Annotated in this window: 20 protein-coding genes; 10 read left to right on the forward strand and 10 right to left on the reverse strand. The window is 56.4% G+C overall.

Annotated features, from left to right (window positions below):
- Window positions 1-81: 81 nt before the first annotated feature.
- Complete coding sequence (locus tag PI91_RS16215) at window positions 82-579, reverse strand: GAF domain-containing protein (RefSeq protein ID WP_008500476.1); 498 nt, start codon at window positions 577-579, stop codon at window positions 82-84.
- A gap of 132 nt (window positions 580-711) precedes the next feature.
- Here PI91_RS16215 and yebS point away from each other — a divergent pair, with 132 nt between their 5' ends.
- From yebS to PI91_RS16235, 4 genes are all read left to right on the forward strand, one after another.
- Entirely contained in the window at window positions 712-1995 is a 1284-nt protein-coding gene (gene yebS, locus PI91_RS16220; RefSeq protein ID WP_021240425.1) for a membrane integrity lipid transport subunit YebS, read from the forward strand.
- A complete protein-coding gene (locus PI91_RS16225; RefSeq protein WP_039266601.1) occupies window positions 1964-4597 on the forward strand; it encodes a PqiB family protein in 2634 nt (877 codons plus the stop codon). The genes yebS and PI91_RS16225 overlap by 32 nt, the downstream gene beginning before the upstream one ends.
- Window positions 4598-4674: 77 nt before the next feature.
- Window positions 4675-6117, forward strand: a complete 1443-nt coding sequence (rsmF, locus tag PI91_RS16230) for a 16S rRNA (cytosine(1407)-C(5))-methyltransferase RsmF (RefSeq protein WP_039266602.1) — start codon at window positions 4675-4677, stop codon at window positions 6115-6117.
- A 105-nt stretch (window positions 6118-6222) separates the two neighbouring features.
- A complete protein-coding gene (locus PI91_RS16235) occupies window positions 6223-6462 on the forward strand; it encodes a YebV family protein (protein WP_008500472.1) in 240 nt (79 codons plus the stop codon).
- Between the two features lie 34 nt (window positions 6463-6496).
- Here PI91_RS16235 and pphA read toward each other — a convergent pair whose 3' ends face one another.
- A complete protein-coding gene (gene pphA / locus PI91_RS16240) occupies window positions 6497-7141 on the reverse strand; it encodes a protein-serine/threonine phosphatase (RefSeq protein WP_039266603.1) in 645 nt (214 codons plus the stop codon).
- 166 nt (window positions 7142-7307) lie between these two features.
- Here pphA and PI91_RS16245 point away from each other — a divergent pair, with 166 nt between their 5' ends.
- Window positions 7308-8249 (forward strand): VirK/YbjX family protein, encoded by a 942-nt coding sequence (locus PI91_RS16245; protein ID WP_021240429.1) that lies wholly within the window; start codon window positions 7308-7310, stop codon window positions 8247-8249.
- A 405-nt stretch (window positions 8250-8654) separates the two neighbouring features.
- On the opposite strand, the gene PI91_RS16250 is transcribed toward PI91_RS16245, so the two are convergent.
- From PI91_RS16250 to yobA, 3 genes are read right to left on the reverse strand one after another with little or no spacing between them, the layout of a single operon-like run.
- The gene (locus tag PI91_RS16250) at window positions 8655-8993 is read right to left on the reverse strand and encodes a YebY family protein (protein WP_008500468.1); all 339 of its coding nucleotides are present in this window, start codon (window positions 8991-8993) and stop codon (window positions 8655-8657) included.
- Between the two features lie 16 nt (window positions 8994-9009).
- Window positions 9010-9879 (reverse strand): copper homeostasis membrane protein CopD, encoded by an 870-nt coding sequence (gene copD / locus PI91_RS16255; RefSeq protein WP_032675032.1) that lies wholly within the window; start codon window positions 9877-9879, stop codon window positions 9010-9012.
- A 1-nt stretch (window position 9880) separates the two neighbouring features.
- Window positions 9881-10252 (reverse strand): CopC domain-containing protein YobA, encoded by a 372-nt coding sequence (gene yobA, locus PI91_RS16260; protein ID WP_039266604.1) that lies wholly within the window; start codon window positions 10250-10252, stop codon window positions 9881-9883.
- Window positions 10253-10389: 137 nt separating this feature from the next.
- On the opposite strand from yobA, the gene PI91_RS16265 reads away from it, so the two are divergent.
- The 3 genes from PI91_RS16265 to exoX all read left to right on the forward strand — a co-directional run bounded on the left by PI91_RS16265 (window position 10390) and on the right by exoX (window position 12068).
- Complete coding sequence (locus PI91_RS16265) at window positions 10390-10620, forward strand: DNA polymerase III subunit theta (protein WP_008500465.1); 231 nt, start codon at window positions 10390-10392, stop codon at window positions 10618-10620.
- A 110-nt stretch (window positions 10621-10730) separates the two neighbouring features.
- The gene (locus PI91_RS16270) at window positions 10731-11381 is read left to right on the forward strand and encodes a carbon-nitrogen hydrolase family protein (RefSeq protein ID WP_039266605.1); all 651 of its coding nucleotides are present in this window, start codon (window positions 10731-10733) and stop codon (window positions 11379-11381) included.
- 24 nt (window positions 11382-11405) lie between these two features.
- Window positions 11406-12068 (forward strand): exodeoxyribonuclease X, encoded by a 663-nt coding sequence (gene exoX, locus PI91_RS16275; RefSeq protein WP_039266606.1) that lies wholly within the window; start codon window positions 11406-11408, stop codon window positions 12066-12068.
- Here the strand turns inward: exoX and ptrB are convergent.
- Both ptrB and PI91_RS16285 read right to left on the reverse strand, forming a co-directional pair.
- Window positions 12065-14125, reverse strand: coding sequence for an oligopeptidase B (gene ptrB / locus PI91_RS16280; protein WP_023293953.1), 2061 nt, complete (start codon window positions 14123-14125; stop codon window positions 12065-12067). The genes exoX and ptrB overlap by 4 nt on opposite strands.
- 85 nt (window positions 14126-14210) lie before the next feature.
- Entirely contained in the window at window positions 14211-14861 is a 651-nt protein-coding gene (locus tag PI91_RS16285) for a tellurite resistance TerB family protein (RefSeq protein ID WP_021240435.1), read from the reverse strand.
- 171 nt (window positions 14862-15032) lie between these two features.
- Here PI91_RS16285 and purT point away from each other — a divergent pair, with 171 nt between their 5' ends.
- Window positions 15033-16211, forward strand: coding sequence for a formate-dependent phosphoribosylglycinamide formyltransferase (gene purT / locus PI91_RS16290; protein ID WP_023344423.1), 1179 nt, complete (start codon window positions 15033-15035; stop codon window positions 16209-16211).
- 41 nt (window positions 16212-16252) lie between these two features.
- Here purT and kdgA read toward each other — a convergent pair whose 3' ends face one another.
- From kdgA to zwf, 3 genes are all read right to left on the reverse strand, one after another.
- Window positions 16253-16894 carry a bifunctional 4-hydroxy-2-oxoglutarate aldolase/2-dehydro-3-deoxy-phosphogluconate aldolase gene (gene kdgA, locus PI91_RS16295; protein WP_008500459.1) on the reverse strand — a complete coding sequence of 214 codons (642 nt, stop codon included), beginning with the start codon at window positions 16892-16894 and terminating at the stop codon, window positions 16253-16255.
- A 39-nt stretch (window positions 16895-16933) separates the two neighbouring features.
- The gene (gene edd, locus PI91_RS16300; protein WP_023325516.1) at window positions 16934-18745 is read right to left on the reverse strand and encodes a phosphogluconate dehydratase; all 1812 of its coding nucleotides are present in this window, start codon (window positions 18743-18745) and stop codon (window positions 16934-16936) included.
- Window positions 18746-18978: 233 nt separating this feature from the next.
- A complete protein-coding gene (gene zwf, locus PI91_RS16305; RefSeq protein WP_008500457.1) occupies window positions 18979-20454 on the reverse strand; it encodes a glucose-6-phosphate dehydrogenase in 1476 nt (491 codons plus the stop codon).
- Between the two features lie 356 nt (window positions 20455-20810).
- On the opposite strand from zwf, the gene PI91_RS16310 reads away from it, so the two are divergent.
- Window positions 20811-21680, forward strand: a complete 870-nt coding sequence (locus PI91_RS16310; protein WP_008500456.1) for a MurR/RpiR family transcriptional regulator — start codon at window positions 20811-20813, stop codon at window positions 21678-21680.
- Window positions 21681-21701: the final 21 nt, after the last annotated feature.

A 21701-nucleotide genomic window follows, 5' to 3' on the forward strand; every position in this document is an offset into this window, starting at 1 on the left:
CAACGGACGTTGCCAACAAGCGCAGGCATGAACAGGCGTCATTATAATGACGCTATCAGTAAATGCTACGTTATCCGTTGATTATCCTGCGACGCTCGCAAAGAATTTTTGATAATCGGTTGCTGCGAGTACGTTTTCCAGATTCGCCACCAGCTCGCGCAGCCCCTGTTCGTCCTCGGTTGTAAAGCGACTGAAGACCGTACTGTCGATGTCCAGAACGCCAATAATCTGATTTTTGACCACCAGCGGCAGAACGATTTCAGAATTACTGGCGGCATCACAGGCAATGTGTCCGTCAAACGCATGAACGTCTTCCACACGCTGGACCTGATTCTCGGCCACCGCCGTGCCGCATACGCCACGCCCTACCGGAATACGCACGCAGGCTAGTTTGCCCTGGAACGGACCGAGCACCAGCGTTTCACCTTCCAGAAGGTAAAAGCCCGCCCAGTTCACGTCAGAGAGACGTTCAAACAGCAATGCGCTAGTATTTGCCAGAGTGGCTAAGAAGCTGGTCTCACCCGCCATCAATGCCTTAAAATCGCGGTTCAGATCCGCGTAGAATTCTGTTTTGTTCATTATTCAATCACTTAGTTGTCTTACAAAATTACCGCATAGCCTATTAAAATAAGCATTAAATGCGCTCATGCTCAAGATGAATCCGTTCATGAGTTATTATAACTTTCAACAATACTTATTTGTGCGCAGCTGATGGCCTTAAAAACAACCAAAATTACGCCGACGAGAAAGATAACTGTCCATACGGTAAGCGAAGCTTTGCCTCGTGCACATTATCAGCGTTGCCCCCAGTGCGATACGCTTTTTATGTTGCCGAAGATGAAATCGCACCAAAGTGCCTTCTGTCCCCGCTGTGACGCCAAAATTCGCGATGGCCGCGACTGGTCGTTGACCCGCCTCGCCGCCATGGCCGTTACCATGCTGCTGCTGATGCCCTTCGCCTGGAGTGAGCCGCTGCTAAAACTCTACCTGCTCGGCGTGCGCATTGACGCCAACGTGCTGCAGGGTATCTGGCAGATGACCCGTCAGGGCGATCCCATCACCGCCGCGATGGTGCTGTTCTGCACCGTCGGCGCACCCCTGGTGCTGGTTGCCGCCATTGCCTATCTCTGGTTTGGCAACATTCTTGGCATGAACCTTCGCCCGGTGCTGCTGATGCTGGACAAGCTCAAAGAGTGGGTGATGCTGGATATTTATCTGGTAGGCGTGGGGGTTGCGTCAATAAAGGTGCAGGACTACGCCTTTTTGCAGCCCGGCGTCGGACTCTTTGCCTTCATCTGTCTGGTATTGCTGAGCATCCTGACGCTGATCCACCTGAACGTTGAGCAGCTCTGGGAGCGATTCTACCCTCAGCGCCCCGCCACGCGTCCCGATGAAAATCTGCGCGTCTGTCTGGGTTGCCACTATACCGGGTTACCCGACACGCGCGGACGCTGCCCGCGGTGCCACATTCCGTTGAGACTGCGGCGCAATAACAGCCTGCAAAAATGCTGGGCGGCGCTGATCGCCTCCCTGGTGTTTCTGATCCCCGCCAATATGCTGCCGATTTCCATCATTTACGTGAATGGTGGACGTCAGGAGGATACTATCCTCTCCGGGATTATCTCCCTTGCGCACAGCAATGTCGGGGTGGCGGCAATCGTCTTTATTGCCAGTATCCTGGTTCCCTTTACCAAAGTGGTGGTGATGATTACCCTGCTCATCAGCATTCATTTAAAGTGTGAACAAGGTTTACGGACCCGCATTTTGCTTCTGCGATTCGTCACCTGGATTGGCCGCTGGTCAATGTTAGATCTGTTCGTGATTTCGCTGATGATGTCGCTCATCAATCGCGATCAGTTACTTGCTTTTACAATGGGACCCGCGGCTTTTTATTTCGGCTCTGCGGTGATATTGACTATTCTTGCTGTGGAATGGCTGGATAGCCGCTTACTTTGGGATGCACATGAGTCAGGAAACCCCCGCTTCGCCGACTGAAGCGAGAATTAAAACAAAACGCCGCATTTCGCCATTCTGGTTGCTGCCCGTCATCGCCCTGATGATTGCAGGCTGGCTTATCTGGACAAGCTATGAGGATCGCGGCAGTACCGTCACCATTGATTTCCAGACCGCCGACGGCATCGTCGCCGGGCGAACCCCCGTTCGCTTCCAGGGGGTTGAAGTGGGTACGGTTCAGGATATCTCCCTTGGAAAAGGGCTGAACAAGATTCAGGTGCGGGTCAGCATTAAATCTGACATGCAGGATGCCCTGCGCAGCGAAACGCAGTTCTGGCTGGTGACGCCAAAAGCCTCTCTGGCCGGTGTTTCCGGTCTGGATGCGCTCGTCGGCGGTAACTATATCGGCATGATGCCCGGCAAAGGTGAGCCGCAGGATCACTTTGTTGCTCTGGATACGCAGCCCAAATACCGCCTCAATAACGGCGATTTGATGATTCATCTCCAGGCGCCGGACCTCGGTTCCCTGAACAGCGGCTCCCTGGTCTATTTTCGTAAGATCCCGGTTGGCCGCGTGTATGACTACGCGATTAACCCGAATAAACAGGGCGTCACGATTGATGTGCTGATCGAGCGCCGCTTCACCAATCTGGTGAAAAAGGGCAGCCGCTTCTGGAACGTGTCCGGCGTGGATGCTGACCTCAGCCTGAGCGGTGCAAAAGTGAAGCTGGAGAGTCTGGCCGCACTGGTGAACGGCGCCATCGCCTTTGACTCCCCGGAAAACTCAAGCCCTGCCACCGCTGATGACACGTTCGGATTATACGCCGATCTGGCGCACAGCCAGCGCGGCGTGATCGTCAAACTCGCCCTTCCCGATGCTAAAGGACTAAAAGCGGGTTCAACGCCGCTGATGTATCAGGGTCTGCAGGTCGGCCAGCTCACCAAAATGACGCTCAACCCGGGCGGATCGGTCACCGGCGAAATGACGGTCGATCCGAGCGTGGTCGATCTCCTGCGTGAGAAAACACGCATCGAAATGCGCAGTCCAAAGCTCTCTCTTAACGATGCCAGCCTCAGCACGCTGCTGACCGGCAATACCTTTGAGCTGATCCCCGGGGAAGGTCAGCCCAGCAATAGCTTCGTGATTGCCCCGGCGGATAAAGCCCTGCTGCAAAAGCCGGGCGTCGTGACGGTTACGCTCAATGCGCCAGAAAGCTATGGGATTGAAGCCGGTCAGCCGTTGATTTTACACGGCGTGCAGGTGGGACAGGTGCTGGAGCGCAAGCTCTCCGCGGATGGGGTGCAATTCTCCGTTGCCATCGACCCGCAATACAGAGACCTGGTACATGGCGACAGTAAATTCGTGGTGAACAGTCGCGTCGACGTGAAGGTAGGTCTGGATGGCGTGGAGTTTCTCGGCGCCAGCGCCAGCGAATGGGTGAATGGCGGCATCCGCATTTTGCCGGGGAATAAAGGCCCCGTGCGCGAGAGCTACCCGCTGTATGCCAACCTGGAGAAAGCGATTGAAAACAGCCTGAGCGATCTGCCTACCACCACGCTGACATTAAGCGCCGAGACCCTGCCGGACGTTCAGGCGGGCTCCGTGGTGCTGTATCGCAAGTTTGAAGTCGGGGAAGTGATCACCGTTCGCCCGCGTGCCGACGCCTTTGATATCGAACTGCACATCAAGCCGGAGTACCGTAAGCTGCTGACGCCGAACAGCGTCTTCTGGGCCGAAGGTGGCGCGAAAGTGCAGCTGAACGGTAACGGACTGACCGTACAGGCCTATCCGCTGTCACGCGCGCTACGCGGGGCGATTAGCTTCGATAACCTCAGCGGAGCGGGCGCGAACCTGCGTAAAGGCGATAAGCGAATTCTCTTCCCGTCCGAGACCGCCGCACGCGCCGTGGGCGGGCAAATTACCCTGCACGCGTTTGATGCCGGTAAGCTGGCGGAAGGCATGCCCATCCGCTACCTGGGCATTGATATCGGGCAGATCCAGAAGCTGACGCTGATCACCTCACGCAACGAGGTGCAAGCTACCGCCGTGCTCTACCCGGAATATGTGCAGACCTTTGCGCGCGCGGGTTCGCGCTTCTCGGTGGTGACACCGCAGATCTCGGCCGCAGGCGTTGAGCATCTTGACACCATTTTGCAGCCGTACATCAACGTTGAGCCCAGCCAGGGCAATGCCCGTCGTGATTTCGAGCTGCAGGAAGCCACGATCACCGACTCGCGCTACCTTGGTGGCCTGAGCATCGTGGTGGAAGTGCCGGAAGCCGGCTCGCTGAGCATCGGCACGCCGGTCCTGTTCCGCGGCATTGAGGTCGGTACGGTCACGGGCCTGACGCTCGGGACGCTCTCCGACCGCGTGATGGTGGCGCTACGCATCAGCGAACGCTACCAGCACCTGGTGCGTAATAACTCGGTGTTCTGGCTGGCATCCGGCTACTCGCTGGACTTCGGCCTGACGGGAGGCGTGGTGAAAACCGGGACCTTCAACCAGTTCATTCGCGGTGGTATTGCGTTTGCCACACCGCCGGGGACGCCGCTGGCGCCGAAAGCGCAGCCGGGTAAACATTTCCTGCTGCTCGAAAGCGAACCGAAAGAGTGGCGCGAATGGGGAACCGCCCTGCCGCGTTAATCTGCAAGGCTCCGGTGTCAACGCACCGGAGCCTTTATGTTACACTGCGCACCTGAACTTTTCCCTGTGGTGTGCCCGTGGCTCAAAACTCCGTATTTCTTCCTGAACAATTCCTGGCGCAGATGCGCGAGGCGCTTCCTTCTCACCTGTCGTTAGACGATTTTATCGCCGCCTGCCAGCGTCCGTTACGCCGCAGTATTCGCGTCAACACGCTGAAAATCAGCGTCGAGGATTTTCTGGCGCTGGTCGCGCCCTACAGCTGGCTGCTTACGCCGGTACCGTGGTGCGCTGAGGGGTTCTGGATCGAGCGCGATGACGAAGACGCCGTGCCGCTGGGAAGCACCGCTGAACATCTGAGCGGCCTGTTCTATATCCAGGAAGCCAGCTCGATGCTGCCGGTGGCAGCCCTGTTCGCCGATGGCAATTCGCCTGAACGCGTAATGGATGTGGCCGCGGCGCCTGGCTCAAAAACCACGCAGATTGCCGCCCGTATGGGTAACCGGGGCGCGATCCTCGCCAACGAGTTTTCCGCCAGCCGCGTGAAGGTATTGCATGCCAACATCAGCCGCTGCGGTATTCATAACGTTGCCCTGACGCACTTCGACGGCCGCGTGTTTGGCGCTGCCCTGCCGGAAGCCTTCGACGCCATTCTGCTGGACGCCCCCTGCTCCGGCGAAGGGGTGGTGCGTAAAGATCCCGATGCGTTAAAGAACTGGTCCGTGGAAAGCAACATTGAGATCGCCGCCACGCAGCGGGAGCTGATCGAGAGCGCATTCCATGCCCTTCGCCCAGGCGGCACGCTGGTCTATTCAACGTGCACCTTAAACCGCGATGAAAACGAAGACGTCTGCCTGTGGCTGAAAGCGCAATACCCGGATGCGGTCGAATTCCTGCCGCTTAACGATCTGTTCGCCTCGGCACAGGAGGCGATTACGCCGGAGGGTTTCCTCCACGTATTCCCGCAGATTTACGACTGCGAAGGCTTCTTTGTGGCACGTCTGCGTAAAACGCAGGCGGTTGCTCCCCTGCCCACCCCCAAATTCAAGGTCGGCAACTTCCCGTTTGCCCCCCTCAAAGGTCGCGATGCAGCACAGCTTGTCGCCGCCGCCGAAAAAATTGGCCTGGTCTGGGATGAGAGCCTGCACCTCTGGATGCGTGATAAAGAGGTATGGCTGTTCCCGGCTGAGATCGAACCGCTCATCGGAAAGGTCCGTTTTTCCCGAATCGGGATCCGCCTGGCGGAAGTGCATAATAAAGGCTATCGCTGGCAGCATGAGGCCGTCATCGCCCTTGCCGGGCATGAGAATGCCTTTGCCCTGACGCATCAGGAAGCCGAAGAGTGGTACCGTGGTCGCGATGTCTATCCTGACAGCACGCCATCAGGCGATGAAGTGATCGTGACGTATCAGGGATACCCGCTCGGGCTGGCAAAAAAAGTCGGTTCACGACTGAAAAACAGCTATCCGCGCGAGCTGGTCCGGGATGGACGACTGTTTACCGGTAACGATCGCACGGCCTGAAAAAAGCGCATTTTTTTACTGGCGATTTTGCTCTCCTTGTCTACGATCAAAAATGGGTGGCCGTACTGGTCATACCAGATTTTGACAACCGACCCGGAGAGCACTATGACGAAAACCAGCGTGCGTATTGGCGCTTTTGAGATCGACGACGCAGAACTGCGCGGCGAAGCGCAAGGCGATCGAACGTTAAGTATTCCCTGCAAATCCGACCCGGATTTGTGCATGCAGCTCGATGCATGGGATGCAGACACCAGCGTCCCGGCAATACTTGATGGCGAACATTCTGTCCTTTACCGTGAGCATTACGATAGTAAAACCGATGCCTGGGTCATGCGTCTTGCCTGACCTAAAGAGAACCCGCCCGAAGGCGGGTTATTTATTACTGCAGCTGCGCCAGCGTAAAGTAACCGTCAAATACGGCGCCCGTATCAATGTAGTGGAGATTGTCAAAATCATACCTTCTGTCGACGGGCGTATGTCCGAACCAGAAATGATCCGCACCGCTGATGCCCTGCCCTTTACCCACCATAAACCCCGTCAACCGATCGCGATCCCATAAAACGCGCTGGGCGCTCACCGGTTTTTGCCAGCGGTATTCCGCTGCCGGATAATCCGCATGGGCAATCACGTTCAGACCGTTCGCACAGGTTATCTCGATGATATGCGGTAAATCGTGACAGGCCTCGAGCAACGATAGCGCAAGCTGTTGCTGGTCCCGTTCAAGTTGCCTGAACCATATTCCGCCATTCATTGTCCAGAGTGAAAAATCGTTATTATCCAGACTGTCGAGCGCCATTTGCTCATGGTTGCCCCGGACGGCACGAAACCATTTTTCATTGATAAGCTGTAATGATTTAACGCTGTCCGGACCGCGATCGATCATATCCCCAACGGAAATAAGCAAATCCTCATACGGATTAAAATGACGGCGTTTAAGCTCATCCATAAGCCGCTGATAACAGCCATGTATATCGCTGACCACCCAGACGTGACGCCACATTCCACCTTCAATTCGCTGATACATAGCCCCTCCTGTTAACAGTATAGCCGCCACAGAAAGGGCAACAGCCGGGCGTGGTCCTCACGAAATGAAACAAACGGTAAACCAAACAGAAATAAAGATCCTCGCGCTATTAATCCCTTTTTCCTGGCTCTTTAGAATAAGGGTATAAAAAAAGAGGGGTCTTCACGTGTCTAATACGCACCTGCATAACGATGTTTTCTATCCGCATCGCACAAATATTATTTCTGAGCTGGTGAACGGCAAACGCGTGCCGGGGCCGATCTGGCGCAAGCGCGAATATCGCCTGAAGTTCCTGTTACGTTCGCTGGTGTTCTGGTCTTCTACCCATCGCATGCTGGAGGCGCTTTCTGGTCGCGACGATTTCGACAGACTTCTGGCCTCTCAAATTACATTGCCGAGCAAAACCCACCGGCAGTACCTGATGCGCGGTTTGACGGCTAACGATCGCGCCGACGCGATCGTTAGCCATTATTACTGGATTGATAGCCTGAAAGAGAGCGGCCTCGCCCTGGCACTGACCAGCCCACAGGAGAAGCCCGTTGCGCAGTTCCATGCAAAAGACGGAGTTATCTATACGGTTAATGCGTCCTCTGCGGGGAAAGCCGAGCGTGAAGGCGAAAGCACGCTTTGGCTTCGCGACAACGAGGATACGCTGCTGGCCAGCCTGACCTTTAGCGTCGCGCGCAGCAATGGGCAACAGGTCATGGTCATCGGTGGGCTTCAGGGCCCCCGCCGCAGCGTAACGCGTGACGTGATTAAACAGGCCACCCGCGCCTGCCACGGTTTGTTCCCTAAGCGCGTGTTGATGGAGGTGCTTTTCCAGCTGGCTGCACAGTCCTCCGTCCGGGCGATTTTTGCCGTCAGCGATGAGGGCCACGTATTCCGTGCGCTGCGCTATCGCCTCAGCAAAGGCCGCCATTTCCACGCCAGCTATGATGAATTTTGGGCCTCTCTGGACGGTAAAAAGCTCTCAGCCTTCTGCTGGCAGCTGCCGCTACAGATGGCGCGTAAATCGCTTGAAGAGATTGCCAGTAAAAAACGCGCTGAATACCGCCGTCGCTTTGAGCTGCTTGATGAAATTGAGGCGTCGGTTAAATCGCACTTTTAGACCCCGCACGCGCTTTCTTGAATTGCACACGAAAATTTAACAAAACAGGCAAAAAGGGCTGGACTACAGCATGCCGTAGTGTGTTATGTTTTAACCAGACGTACAGGACGTGCGCTGCAGAAGTGAGACAACGAAAGGATTAGTCTTTTACTTTCATGCAGATAAAAAGAGACCGAATACGATTCCTGTATTCGGTCCAGGGAAATGGCTCTTGGGAGAGAGCCGTGCGCTAAAAGTTGGCATTAATGCAGGCTAAGTCGCCTTGCCTTTTAAGAATAGATGACGACGCCAGGTTTTCCAGTCCACAGCTAAAGCGGTCGGAAAAAAAGCGCCAGAGCATCATAAAATGTGAAAAACCGCAGTGCTTTCGCAAGCATCTGCGGTTTTTTATTGGAAACCTGAACGTTAGCAGAGCTTGTCGGCGCGCTCGATAAACGGGGCCAGGCTCATTTTCTGTCCCGGATTCGCCGGGTCATCGATCTGAATGATGCTAATCGGCTGGCCGCTGCTCTTTCCGCTGGCCACCTGCTGCTCGGCGGTTTCATTTAACGGGTATTGCACCAGCGTGCTCGGGTTGATGGCATACAGCGCATGGCCCGGACGGCAGGTCAGCATCACCTCTTCGCGGTTGAACGCCCATTTATCCTTACCCACTTCAAAACGGCTGACGGTGATAACCTGCGGTGCGGCAAACGCGCTCCCCGTGCAGGCCAGCAATATGAGAGAAAGTACTGTCTTTTTCATATGATATTTAACCTTGTCAGAAGGGTTCCCAGGTGGCGAACAGACTGACCGTTGCCAGTACCAGCGCCCCCAGCACCACTTCTGCCTGTGTCATCCTGATAAAAATCTGTTGTGCTCGCCCGGTCTCCGGACGAAACCGTGGCACCAGAAAATACCGATTTGCCAGCGCAATTACCACCATCAACGCCACCAGCGCACATTTGAACAACAAAAACTGCACGTAGTCAGCCTGCCAGGGAATATGGACGCCCAGTATCATGAGCGCATTGATCGCTCCGCTGAGCAGCACGCCCGCGACCGCATAATGGCCCACGCGCGAGAAGCGCATCATGGTATAGATGGCGGCATTCTGCCAGCGCCCTTTCGCCAGACGCATGCAGAACAGCAGGGGCAGTAATCCGCCAAGCCAGGTAGCAGCACAGATCAGGTGAAAAGCGTGATTAAGGCGCTGCAGCGCCCCCATCGGACCGTCGTTCATCGCCGCGTGCCCTACCCCCGCCAGCAGGATAAGCTGCCCCATGGCGAGCAGCAGCAGCCGCGAACCCTTCAGCGGCGCGAGCCATGCTGCAGCGACCGTCATCGCAGCGAGAATCATTTGCCACAGCCAGACGCCGCCAAACTGTGTCCTCATTACGCCGGACCAGACCTGTGGGGCAAATACATCGCCCCAACCGTTACCCATCTGCCCGCCCTGAAGCATAAACATCAGGAGTGCAGCCGCCAGGCTCATAAAAGCCGCCACTTTCTGCTGCAGCTGGAAACGTCGGGACATCAGCCGCTGGAGAGAGGAAGGCGCAAACCAGACGCTGTAAAGCGCGTTGCCAAAAATCAGCATCAGCGCCCCGAAATGGATAAAGCGCAACCCGATATAACACAGCGCCAGCATGCTATTTCACGCTAAATTGATAGCTACCTTTGGTTTTATGACCGTCTACCGAGACGACATGCCAGTCTACCTGGTACGTCCCTGGCGTCAGCGTCTGGTCCAGCGGAACGGTGAGCTGCGCCTTGTTCTTTTCGTCGCGCGTGGCGGTTCCCGTTTTGATGACCTGCTTTTGCGCATCCGTCACCACCACACCGCTAAATTCCGGTTCGATGCCTTCTGAAAAATTCAGCGTCAGTGCCTGCGGAGCGCTCACCACGCTGTCCGCTGCCGGGATCGGCTGCTTAAGGTGCGCATGCGCCAGCACGGAGGGGGTCATCATTGTAGAGGCCAGAAAAACCAGTGCGCATACCGCGCGGGAAGCGGAGAAACCCATCGCAATCATTCCTTTTTGTTATGTCTGTATGCTAAAGAATAACGCTGTATAATAAACGAGTCGAGGATCATCCTGCCTCCGCTTGTCATCGTCGTGCAATCGCGGTAACGTTGCCGCCGCATAAAAAGGAGAAGGTAATGAAGATCAATCTGGCCGCCCTTCCACAGGACGAGATGGATAAAGTGAATGTCGATCTCGCTGCCGCTGGCGTCGCGTTTAAAGAGCGTTACAACATGCCTGTCGTGGCTGAAGTCGTTGAACGGGAACAGCCCGCCCATCTGCGCGACTGGTTTCGCGAAAGACTCATCGCCCACCGTCTCGCCTCGGTCAACCTCTCCCGTTTACCGTACGAACCTAAAGTTAAATAAGCTTAACGAGCCGTTACACTTCCTTACGCTGAATCTGGCAGGATAAGAAAACCCTGATAAATTTAGGTGTATTCTTAAATCCCTGCGACTCAGTGTATAAGGAAGTCACGATGTCACATTGGAATATAGCGGCGGCCCAGTATAGCGGGCAGCATCAGAGTGTCGATGACCATATCACGCACCACCTGCGCTTCATCGCCGAAGCAGCACGTCAGGGGTGCGATCTGCTGGTGTTTCCTGAACTGTCATTAACAGGCTCGGGTACGACGACGTTACCTCTCCCACCCGGCGACGCCCAGCTGGAACCGCTGCTCGACGCGGCGCATCGTTACCGGATAACCGTGATTGCCGGGCTCCCCGTGGAGCGGGATGGTCAGCGCCAGAAAGGTCTCGCGCTCTTCACCCCCGCTCGTCAACGCATCCTTCGCTACCCGCAAGGTGGCGGAGCCAGCCTGGTGCCGAGAGAGAAACAGCTCAGCATTATTGATGCGCATGCCGATTCCCCCAATCTCGATCCCAGAGCGTCGCTGTTTACCAGCTGTCAGTCAGTGGAGGATCACCGCTGGCGGCAGTCCATCAGTACCCTGCAGCGCTTCGCGCATAAATATGCCATAGCGGTGCTGATGGCGAACGCCTGCGGCGGTAGCGCGCTATGGGATGAAAAAGGCCAGCTGATCGTTCGCGCGGATAAGGGCGAGCTGCTGTTGACCGGCACGCTCGGCGGAGAGGGTTGGCAAGGCGATATCATTCCTTTAGGCTAGGCGTTTTAAGCTCAGGAGTGTTCAATGCTGCGCGTCATCGATACCGAAACTTGCGATCTTCAGGGCGGAATAGTGGAAGTGGCCTCTGTCGACGTGATTGACGGAAAAATCGTCAACCCAATGAGCCATCTGGTGCGTCCCGATCGCCCCATCAGCCCTCAGGCGATGGCTATCCATCGCATTACCGAATCGATGGTGGCCGATAAACCGTGGATCGAAGACGTTATTCCCCACTATTACGGTAGCCCGTGGTACGTCGCGCATAACGCCAGCTTTGACCGCCGCGTGCTGCCGGAGATGCCCGGGGAGTGGATTTGTACCATGAAGCTGGCGCGTCGCCTCTGGCCGGGGATCAAGTACAGTAACATGGCGCTGTACAAGTCCCGTAAGCTCAGCGTCCGCACGCCTGAGGGGCTTCATCATCACCGCGCCCTGTACGACTGCTATATCACCGCAGCGCTACTCATCGATATTATGAACACCTCGGGCTGGACGCCGGATGATATGGCGACCATCACCGGCCGTCCCGCGCTTCTGACCACGTTTACCTTTGGTAAATACCGGGGCAGAGCGGTGTCGGATATTGCGGATAAAGACCCGGGCTATTTGCGCTGGCTGTATAACAACCTTGACAAAATGAGCCCGGAACTGCGCCTGACGCTAAAGCACTATCTGGGCGAAGCTTAACGCTCTGCACGGCCTGGCAGCGTCTCCTGCGCCAGGCCAATCAGGAAGGCATACTCCAGCGCCACCCCTTCATACGATTTAAATCGTCCCGATTTCCCGCCGTGTCCGGAATCCATGTCGGTACACAGCAGCAGCAGGTTGTCGTCGGTTTTCAGCTCCCGCAGTTTCGCCACCCATTTTGCCGGCTCCCAGTACTGCACCTGAGAATCATGCAGACCGGTGGTGACCAGCATGTGGGGATAGGCTTTCGCCTCGACGTTATCGTAAGGGCTGTACGTTTTCATATAGCGGTAGTAAATCTCATCCTGCGGATTCCCCCACTCTTCAAACTCCCCGGTCGTCAGCGGAATGGATTCATCGAGCATGGTCGTCACCACATCGACAAACGGCACCTGCGCGACAATCCCCTTAAAGCGTTCGGGACGCTGGTTGATAACCGCTCCCATCAGCATGCCGCCCGCGCTGCCGCCCATGCCAAAGCAGAGTTTCGGATCGCCATAGCCCTGATCAATCAGCGCATCGCAGACGTCGAGGTAGTCATTGAAGGTGTTTTTCTTTTTCAGGAATTTCCCGTCCTCATACCAGTGCTGCCCCAGCTCACCGCCGCCGCGAATATGGGCGATGGCGAAAACAAAGCCGCGGTCGAGCAGGCTTAAACGGCTGCTGCTGAAATCAGCATCCATGCTGGAGCCGTAGGAGCCGTAGCCGTACACCAGGATCGGGTTTTTGCCTTTCTGGAAATGGGCTTTGTGATAGACAAGCGAGACGGGGACCTCGACGCCATCCCGGGCGGTGACCCACAGGTGCTCGCTGCGGTAGTTTTCGGACTCAAACCCTTTAACCTCGGTCTGCTTTATCACCTGACGCTGCCCGGTATCCATGTCCAGCTCAAACAGGGTGTCCGGTGTGGTCATGGATGAGTAGCCGTAGCGCAGCCGCGATGATTCGGGTTCGGGATTGAACCCAATCCACGTCACATAGGCCGGGTCGTCGAACGCGATCCCCACCACTTCCCGCGTTTTGCGGTTGATTTGCCGGATGCTGGTCAGCCCGCGCTGGCGCTCCTCCACCACCAGCCAGTCGGTGAACAGGGTAAACCCTTCCAGCATCACCTGATCCCGCGCGGGGATAAGCACCTCCCACTTGCGCTCATCGCGCACTTTGGTTTTATAGAGGCCAAAGTTTTTACCCTCGCGATTCGAGCGCAGATAAAAGCTGTGCTGGAAGTGATCCAGGCTGTATTCATGATCCTTTCGGCGCGGCAGGAAACAGAGCGGCTGGGCGTCGGGCAGTTCGGCATCCAGCAGCAGGACTTCCGACGTCGTGGCGCTGGCCAGGAAGATAATGACATAGTGGCGCGAAGAGGTTTTATGCAGGCTGACATAAAACGTTTCGTCTTTCTCTTCATAGACCAGCTCGTCGTCTGCGGAGTCCGTTCCGATGGTATGCCGCCATACCTGATAGGGCAGCAGCGTAGAGGCGTGCTTTTTGACGTAGTACACCGTCTCGGAATCATTCGCCCAGACAAAATCCGGGGAGACGTTTTCCAGCATTTCCGGATACCAGTTGCCGGTGTCCAGGTTGCGAAAACGCAGGCCGTACTGGCGACGGGAGAGATAATCCTCCGCCAGCGCCATCACCGCGTTATCCGGCGAAATGGACATGCCGCCCAGAGTATAAAACTCGCTGTGGGCCGCGCGCTGATTGGCATCCAGCAGAATATCCCACGCATCCCATTCGGCGCTCAGGACCGACTGACGCTGGTAGATGGGATACTCGTTGCCGGGCTCATAAATATGGCGATAGCGATAGCCATTTTTGGTCCAGGGCGCGGAGATATCGCGCTGGGGAATACGCTGCACCATTTCATTCAGCAGCTGGTCCTGAAGCGTCTGCTGGCTGGACATGACCTTGCGGCCATAGTCGTTTTCCTCGTGCAGGTAGTCGAGCACCTCTGGCCGGGAGCGCGAATCGTCCCGTAGCCAGTAATAGTTGTCTATACGCGTATCGCCATGCGTGGTGATCGCATAAGGTATACGTCGGGCTTTCGGTGGCATGTCGTCATTCTTTTTCGTTTTACACCCTATAAGGTTGGCAAAACCCACGCATGATGCAAGCGAAACAGGGTCGCAACGGCGAGAACTATCCCTGTAACGCCTGTTTTTGTTCCCGAATATCCCGCTCAATGCCCTCACGCACGTCCTGCGGGATCTTCAGCGCGTCGCCAAGCGCATTCAGGTAGCTCCGCTCCATAAAGTGATCGATATCGATGGCGGCACAGCTGAGGAAATAGAGTTCAAGCGCCTCTTCCTCATTTTTCACGCTTTGCGCCAGACGCTGCGGATCAAGGGGCTGTTCGATGGCCTGCGCCACCAGCGCTCTGCCCTTCTCTTCGACGCCGGCTTCGCGCAGCTGCTGTTCGATCGCCAGCCGTTCCTTATCGTCGATATGTCCGTCACTTTTCGCGGCAAAAACCAGCGCAAGAATGAGCCTTTCGGTACGCAGATCCAGCGGCGAGGTGTGCTCGCCGTAGTGCGGTTCATCACTGTGCGCGGTCCGGACCCTGTCCTTGTATTTATTCCACAGGACGGTGCCCGCAATGGCGCCCCCACCGGCCAGCAGCGCGCCTGTCCCATACTTTGCCAGCAGCTTGCGCGAGGATTTATTCGCGACCAGCAGGCCTGCCAGCCCGCCGAGCGCCCCGGGCACCAGCAGTTTGCTGAGATCCCGCTCGCCGGAAGACGACGTTTTCTGCCCTAACAGTGATTGCAATTGATTTAGCCAGCCAGACATGGTTTCCCTCACTTAACGGTGAACATGTTCCACAGCGTAAGCGAGCAGGCGTCAGGAAATGTCTGGGCGGGCTAAAGAAGCGCAAATTTCTTCTCCCCTCACCTGGCCGTGCACAAGACAGACGCAAACGTTTTCGTTTATACTGCCCGCAACTTTTTCAGGGGGATTGTTATGATTCGTTTAGGAACCGCGCTGCGACCTGCGGCGACGCGAGTGATGCTGTTGGGATCGGGCGAGCTGGGAAAAGAGGTCGCCATTGAGTGCCAGCGTTTAGGCGTGGAAGTCATTGCCGTAGACCGCTACGCCGATGCACCCGCCATGCACGTCGCCCATCGTTCTTATGTGATTAACATGCTGGACGGCGATGCCCTTCGTGAGCTGATTTCACGCGAGAAGCCTGATTTCGTTGTACCGGAAATTGAAGCCATCGCCACCGACACGCTGATTGCGCTTGAGCAGGAAGGCCAGCGCGTGGTGCCCTGCGCGAAAGCCGCAAAGCTGACCATGAACCGCGAAGGCATTCGTCGTCTGGCGGCAGAAGAGCTCGGGTTGCCCACGTCGAGCTATCGTTTTGCTGGCGATAAGGCCGCATTCCTGCAGGCCGTTGAGGAGATTGGGTACCCGAGCATCGTTAAGCCGGTGATGAGCTCCTCCGGTAAAGGACAGAGCTTTATCCGCGACAGCAGCACGCTGGACAAGGCGTGGGAGTACGCCCAACAGGGTGGCCGCGCAGGCGCCGGTCGCGTGATCGTTGAAGGGGTGGTGAAGTTTGATTTCGAGATCACCCTGCTGACCGTCAGCGCCGTTGACGGCGTCCATTTCTGCGACCCGATTGGCCACCGCCAGGAAGATGGCGATTACCGCGAATCCTGGCAGCCGCAGCAGATGAGCGCCCTGGCGCTTGAGCGTGCGCAGGCGATCGCCCGTAAAACCGTCCTGGCGCTGGGCGGCTATGGCCTGTTTGGCGTGGAGCTGTTTGTGTGCGGCGATGAGGTGACCTTCAGCGAAGTCTCCCCTCGCCCGCATGACACCGGCATGGTCACGCTGATTTCGCAGGATCTCTCCGAGTTCGCCCTGCACGTGCGCGCCTTCCTCGGCCTGCCCGTCGGCGGTATCCGTCAGTACGGCCCGGCAGCCTCGGCGGTGATCCTGCCGCAGTTAACCAGCCAGAACGTTACGTTTGATAACGTCGACGCGGCGGTGGGTGCCGGGTTGCAGGTCCGTTTGTTCGGTAAGCCGGAGATCGACGGTACCCGTCGTCTTGGCGTGGCGTTAGCCACCGGAGATAACGTTGACGACGCCGTGGCGAGAGCGAAAGCGGCCGCAGCAAGCGTTAAGGTAACGGGATAAAAAAACGGGCCGAAAGGCCCGTTTTTCATGCGGCGAATGACTTACTGCTTCGCGCCTTCTACCGCTTCGCGAGCCAGTTTGGTGATGCGATCCCAGTCGCCCGCTTCCAGCGCATCCGCCGGAACCAGCCATGAGCCACCGATGCACAGCACGCTTTTCAGCGCCAGGTAGTCACGGTAGTTGGCAGGAGAGATACCGCCCGTCGGGCAGAAGCGTACCTGAGAGAATGGACCGGCAATGGCCTGCAGCGCTTTGGTGCCCCCGTTCGCTTCCGCCGGGAAGAATTTAAACTCTTTCAGACCGTAGTCCATGCCCAGCATCAGTTCAGAAACGGTGCTGATGCCCGGGATCAGCGGAATGGTACCTTCGGTGGCGGCTTTCAGCAGCGACTCGGTCAGGCCCGGGCTGATGGCAAACTGTGCGCCCGCTTCGGTTACTTCAGCCAGCTGTTTTGCGTTCGTTACGGTACCCGCACCGATAATGGCGTCCGGCACTTCTTTAGCAATCGCGCGAATGGCATCCATCGCGCAGGCGGTACGCAGGGTCACTTCCAGAACGCGAACGCCGCCCGCAACCAGCGCTTTCGCCATCGGTACAGCGTGCTCCAGCTTGTTTACCACGATAACCGGCACGACAGGGCCAGTGGTCAGGATTGCTTCTGCACTTGTTTTCCAGTTTTTCATCAGAGTCTTCTCTCGCCAGATCGTTAAAATCAAGTCGTCTTAAAACGTAATACAGGTTGCGCCCTGCTCAGCACCGGAGAGGTTCTCACGCAGTGCGCCAAACATTTCGCGTCCTGTTCCCACGCGCGACGCGCTCAGGTCAGGAATATGGGGCTGACGTGCCGCCAGCTCGGCGTCATCCACCAGCAGGGTTAACTCGCCTGTCTGACCGTTAACGCGGATCATGTCACCGTCACGCACTTTCGCCAGCAGGCCGCCGTCGTACGCTTCCGGCGTCACGTGGATAGCTGATGGCACTTTACCTGAGGCGCCAGAGAGGCGTCCATCGGTCACCAGTGCAATTTTGAAACGGCGGTCCAATAATACACCAAGTGGTGGCATAAGTTTATGTAATTCTGGCATCCCGTTGGCTTTAGGCCCCTGATGACGCACCACTACCACGCAGTCTTTGTCGAGCAGACCGGCGTCAAAGGCAGGTAATACGTCGTGCTGGCTTTCAAATACCACCGCTGGCGCTTCGATAATCTGGTTCTCTTCCGGTACGGCAGAGGTCTTCATTACCGCGCGACCGAGGTTACCGCTCAGCACCTTTGTGCCACCGTGAGGTGAGAACGGTTTGTCGATGGTGGCGATAACCTGCGCATCAAGAGATGCGGTCGCCCCTTCGCGCCAGTCCAGCTCGCCGTTGTTCAGCCATGGCTCCTGGGTGTAGCGCTGCAGGCCAAAGCCCGCTACGGTGTTAACATCTTCATGCAGCAGACCGCCCTTCAGCAGCTCGCGCATGAGCAGCGGTACGCCGCCTGCGGCCTGGAAGTGGTTGATGTCCGCCGGACCGTTTGGATACAGGCGCGCCATCAACGGCACCACGGAAGAGATCTCGGAGAAGTCATCCCAGTTAATCAGAATGCCCGCCGCACGCGCCATGGCCACCAGGTGCATGGTGTGGTTGGTCGAACCGCCGGTGGCCAGCAGCGCAACAATCCCGTTGACGATAACTTTTTCGTCGACCATTTTGCCCATCGGCATCCATTCGTTGCCGTTTCCGGTCAGACGCGTGACCTGACGGGCCGCGGCCTCGGTCAGCGCCTTGCGCAGCGGTGCATCCGGCTGGATAAAGGACGAGCCCGGAAGCTGCATCCCCATAAACTCCACCACCATCTGGTTCGTGTTCGCGGTACCGTAGAACGTACAGGTGCCCGGCGCGTGGTAGGATGCAGCTTCCGCTTCCAGCAGCGCCTGACGATCTGCTTTTCCTTCCGCGTACAGCTGGCGAATGCGCACTTTTTCTTTGTTCGGCAGGCCGCTTGCCATTGGGCCCGACGGCACGAAGATCGCAGGCAGATGACCAAACGACAGCGCGGCCATCACCAGGCCCGGAACAATCTTGTCGCACACGCCGAGATAGAGCGCGCCATCAAACATGTTGTGTGACAGGCCCACCGCCGCGGACATGGCAATGACTTCACGGCTCAGCAGGGAGAGTTCCATACCGTCCTGACCCTGCGTCACGCCGTCGCACATGGCGGGTACCCCACCCGCCACCTGGCCGACCGCATTCACGCTGTGCAGCGCTTTACGGATGATATCCGGGTAGACCTCATAGGGCTGGTGCGCGGAAAGCATATCGTTATAAGCGGTAATGATGGCGATATTGTTACGCAACATGCTTTTCAGCGACGCTTTATCGTCAGGCTGGCAGGCGGCGAAGCCGTGCGCCAGGTTACCGCAGGCCAGCTGGGAACGGTGAACGGTGTTGCTCTTCGCCTGTTCAATCCGGGCGAGGTAGGCCGAACGGGTCTCTTTCGAGCGCTCAATAATGCGCTGTGTTACGCGTAACAATGTCGGATTCATAAAAGCTCCTCTCATTTATCTGTCCGGGCTCGGGAGTTTACAAAGTCGCTGGCAGTTGTTAACAACGCTGAAACGCTTGCTGTCCGGAGCTCAGGGGCAAAATCACTTCCGGCAGTGTAATAAAAAAAGCTCCGCGGGTGAATCCACGCGGAGCTTAAAAGTTGAAAATTGTGCCACGAGCTGTGTTAGTTCATGTTACCGGTAAAATAACACTTTCGGGCTAGCGGATTATCTTACTCAAACTCGTTCCAGGAGCGGCCATCACGGGTGATCATTGCCACCGACGCGACAGGTCCCCATGTGCCCGCCTGATACGGTTTTGGCGCATCCTGATCGGCAGCCCAGGCTTCGGTGATGGAGTCGACCCATTTCCACGCCTCTTCCACCTCATCGCGACGCACGAACAGCGCCTGGATACCGCGCATGGTTTCCAGCAGCAGACGCTCGTACGCATCGGCCAGGTGCGTCTGGTTAAAGGTTTCGGAGTAGCTCAGATCCAGCTTGGTGGTCTGCAGGTTGTGTTTATGATCCAGGCCCGGCACTTTGTTCAGGATCTGGATATCCACGCCCTCGTCCGGCTGCAGACGAATGGTCAGCTTGTTCTGCGGCAGCTCCTGCCAGGACTCTTTGAACAGGTTCAGTTCCGGGTTCTTAAAGTAGACTACCACTTCGGAACATTTCGCAGGCAGACGCTTACCGGTGCGCAGGTAGAACGGAACCCCCGCCCAGCGCCAGTCGTCGATGTCCACGCGGATGGCCACGAACGTCTCGGTGTTGCTGGACTTGTTCGCGCCCTCTTCTTCCAGGTAGCCAGGCACTTTTTTACCTTGCGCAAACCCGGCGGTGTACTGGCCGCGAACGGTCTTCTCGCGCACGTTGGAGCGGTCGATGCGGCGCAGCGACTTCAGCACTTTCACTTTGGCGTCACGGATGCTGTCCGCCGTCAGATCAGACGGAGGAGACATGGCAATCATGCACAAAATCTGCAGCAGGTGGTTCTGGATCATGTCGCGCATCTGACCGGCCTGGTCAAAGTAACCCCAGCGACCTTCAATCCCCACCTCTTCCGCCACGGTGATTTCCACGTGGTCGATAGTGCGGTTGTCCCAGTTATTTACAAACAGGGAGTTAGCAAAACGCAGCGCCAGCAGGTTCAGCACCGTCTCTTTACCGAGATAGTGGTCGATACGGTAGACCTGGCACTCTTCAAAGAACTCGCCCACCTGGTCGTTGATTTCACGAGAGGTTGCCAGGGACGTACCCAGCGGCTTCTCCATCACGACGCGCGCCGGTTTGGCGTTCAGTTTGGCTTCGCCCAGGCCCTTGCAGATGGCGCCGAAGGTGCTTGGCGGCATGGCGAAATAGTTAATGGTGACACGGTTTTTCTGATCCAGCATCGCGCCCAAGCGAGCGAACGCGCTGACGTCATTCACGTCAAGGTTGCAGAAATCGAGACGACCGCTCAGGGTATCCCACAAACTTTCATCAATTTTTTCCTTCATGAAAGTTTCGAGCGCCTCGCGGACGACTTTGGTATAAGCGTCCTTGTCCCAGTCGGCGCGCCCAACACCCAGGATACGGGTATCCGGATGAATTTGGCCCGCTTTCTCCAGTTGATACAGGGAAGGCAGCAATTTTCGGCGTGCAAGATCGCCTTTCGCGCCGAAAATGACCAGGTCACATGCCTGGGCTGTTTGCGTTACCGCCATGTCATTCTCCTCAGTTGGATCACCTGGTGCTTCTGCCAGGTATCGTTGTAATTTTATTACAATGCACTGTACTGCTTTTACGTCATTCCCGAAACCATTAGCGCTTATCGTCGCGTGCGATACCGCGATTTTTCACCCTTCGGATGATTTCGACGGCTTAATGACGCAACAACCGTCGTTTCTTTGCGCAACAGGGTCATAGCAAAACCCGACATCGATCAAGTAATGAAAAAAAACAACAACATTATCTCGTCGATTGTTACCCTTAATGGAAGCCACAGGGGTAATATCGGCTAAATCGAATCACGATTTCATCAATTAATGAAATCGTTTACACCCATGAGCGTCCTGTTAACATGAACATGCTGGAAAAAATCCAGTTTCAACTGGAACACCTTAGCAAATCCGAGCGAAAAGTGGCCGAGGTCATTCTCGCCTCTCCCGCTCAGGCGATTCATTCAAGCATCGCCGCTCTGGCACAGGAAGCGGGTGTTAGCGAACCCACGGTCAATCGCTTCTGCCGCAGCCTGGAAACGCGCGGCTTTCCTGATTTTAAACTGCATCTGGCACAAAGTCTGGCTAACGGCACCCCTTATGTTAATCGTAATGTGGATGAAGACGACAGCGTTGATGCCTATACCGCGAAAATTTTTGAGTCGGCCATGGCTTCGCTTGACCACGTCCGTCAGTCTCTGGACATGAGTTCCGTGAATCGCGCAGTGGATTTACTCACCCAGGCCAAGCGAATTGCCTTCTTTGGGCTCGGGTCGTCGGCGGCCGTCGCGCATGACGCCATGAACAAATTTTTCCGCTTTAACGTCCCGGTGATTTATTCCGATGACATTGTCCTGCAACGCATGAGCTGTATGAATTGCAGTGAAGATGACGTCGTGGTACTGATTTCGCATACTGGCCGCACTAAGAGTCAGGTAGAACTGGCGCAGCTGGCCCGTGAAAACGATGCCATGGTGATTGCGCTGACCACGGCGGGCACACCGCTGGCCCGTGAGGCGACGCTGGCGATCACTCTCGACGTGCCGGAAGACACCGACATTTATATGCCAATGGTCTCCCGACTGGCCCAGCTCACCGTGATTGACGTGCTGGCGACCGGTTTTACCTTACGCCGGGGGGCAAAATTCCGGGATAACTTGAAGCGGGTCAAGGAAGCGCTGAAGGAATCGCGTTTTGATAAAGAATTGCTTATAAAGAGCGATGTTCGATAGTTGATAACGAAGACGTCACGA

This window comes from Enterobacter sp. FB, assembly GCF_000805795.1.
Classification (GTDB): Bacteria; Pseudomonadota; Gammaproteobacteria; order Enterobacterales; family Enterobacteriaceae; genus Enterobacter; species Enterobacter roggenkampii.

What these genes read in the sequence shown, in the direction of transcription:
- PI91_RS16310 (WP_008500456.1), top strand. Translation starts at nt 20,811, where the DNA reads ATGAACATGCTGGAAAAAATCCAGTTTCAACTGGAACACCTTAGCAAA.
- ptrB (WP_023293953.1), bottom strand. Translation starts at nt 14,125, where the DNA reads ATGCCACCGAAAGCCCGACGTATACCTTATGCGATCACCACGCATGGC.
- PI91_RS16225 (WP_039266601.1), top strand. Translation starts at nt 1,964, where the DNA reads ATGAGTCAGGAAACCCCCGCTTCGCCGACTGAAGCGAGAATTAAAACA.
- PI91_RS16250 (WP_008500468.1), bottom strand. Translation starts at nt 8,993, where the DNA reads ATGAAAAAGACAGTACTTTCTCTCATATTGCTGGCCTGCACGGGGAGC.
- PI91_RS16235 (WP_008500472.1), top strand. Translation starts at nt 6,223, where the DNA reads ATGACGAAAACCAGCGTGCGTATTGGCGCTTTTGAGATCGACGACGCA.
- PI91_RS16265 (WP_008500465.1), top strand. Translation starts at nt 10,390, where the DNA reads ATGAAGATCAATCTGGCCGCCCTTCCACAGGACGAGATGGATAAAGTG.
- edd (WP_023325516.1), bottom strand. Translation starts at nt 18,745, where the DNA reads ATGAATCCGACATTGTTACGCGTAACACAGCGCATTATTGAGCGCTCG.
- PI91_RS16270 (WP_039266605.1), top strand. Translation starts at nt 10,731, where the DNA reads ATGTCACATTGGAATATAGCGGCGGCCCAGTATAGCGGGCAGCATCAG.
- zwf (WP_008500457.1), bottom strand. Translation starts at nt 20,454, where the DNA reads ATGGCGGTAACGCAAACAGCCCAGGCATGTGACCTGGTCATTTTCGGC.
- pphA (WP_039266603.1), bottom strand. Translation starts at nt 7,141, where the DNA reads ATGTATCAGCGAATTGAAGGTGGAATGTGGCGTCACGTCTGGGTGGTC.
- exoX (WP_039266606.1), top strand. Translation starts at nt 11,406, where the DNA reads ATGCTGCGCGTCATCGATACCGAAACTTGCGATCTTCAGGGCGGAATA.
- PI91_RS16215 (WP_008500476.1), bottom strand. Translation starts at nt 579, where the DNA reads ATGAACAAAACAGAATTCTACGCGGATCTGAACCGCGATTTTAAGGCA.
- yebS (WP_021240425.1), top strand. Translation starts at nt 712, where the DNA reads ATGGCCTTAAAAACAACCAAAATTACGCCGACGAGAAAGATAACTGTC.
- PI91_RS16285 (WP_021240435.1), bottom strand. Translation starts at nt 14,861, where the DNA reads ATGTCTGGCTGGCTAAATCAATTGCAATCACTGTTAGGGCAGAAAACG.
- purT (WP_023344423.1), top strand. Translation starts at nt 15,033, where the DNA reads ATGATTCGTTTAGGAACCGCGCTGCGACCTGCGGCGACGCGAGTGATG.
- copD (WP_032675032.1), bottom strand. Translation starts at nt 9,879, where the DNA reads ATGCTGGCGCTGTGTTATATCGGGTTGCGCTTTATCCATTTCGGGGCG.
- kdgA (WP_008500459.1), bottom strand. Translation starts at nt 16,894, where the DNA reads ATGAAAAACTGGAAAACAAGTGCAGAAGCAATCCTGACCACTGGCCCT.
- yobA (WP_039266604.1), bottom strand. Translation starts at nt 10,252, where the DNA reads ATGGGTTTCTCCGCTTCCCGCGCGGTATGCGCACTGGTTTTTCTGGCC.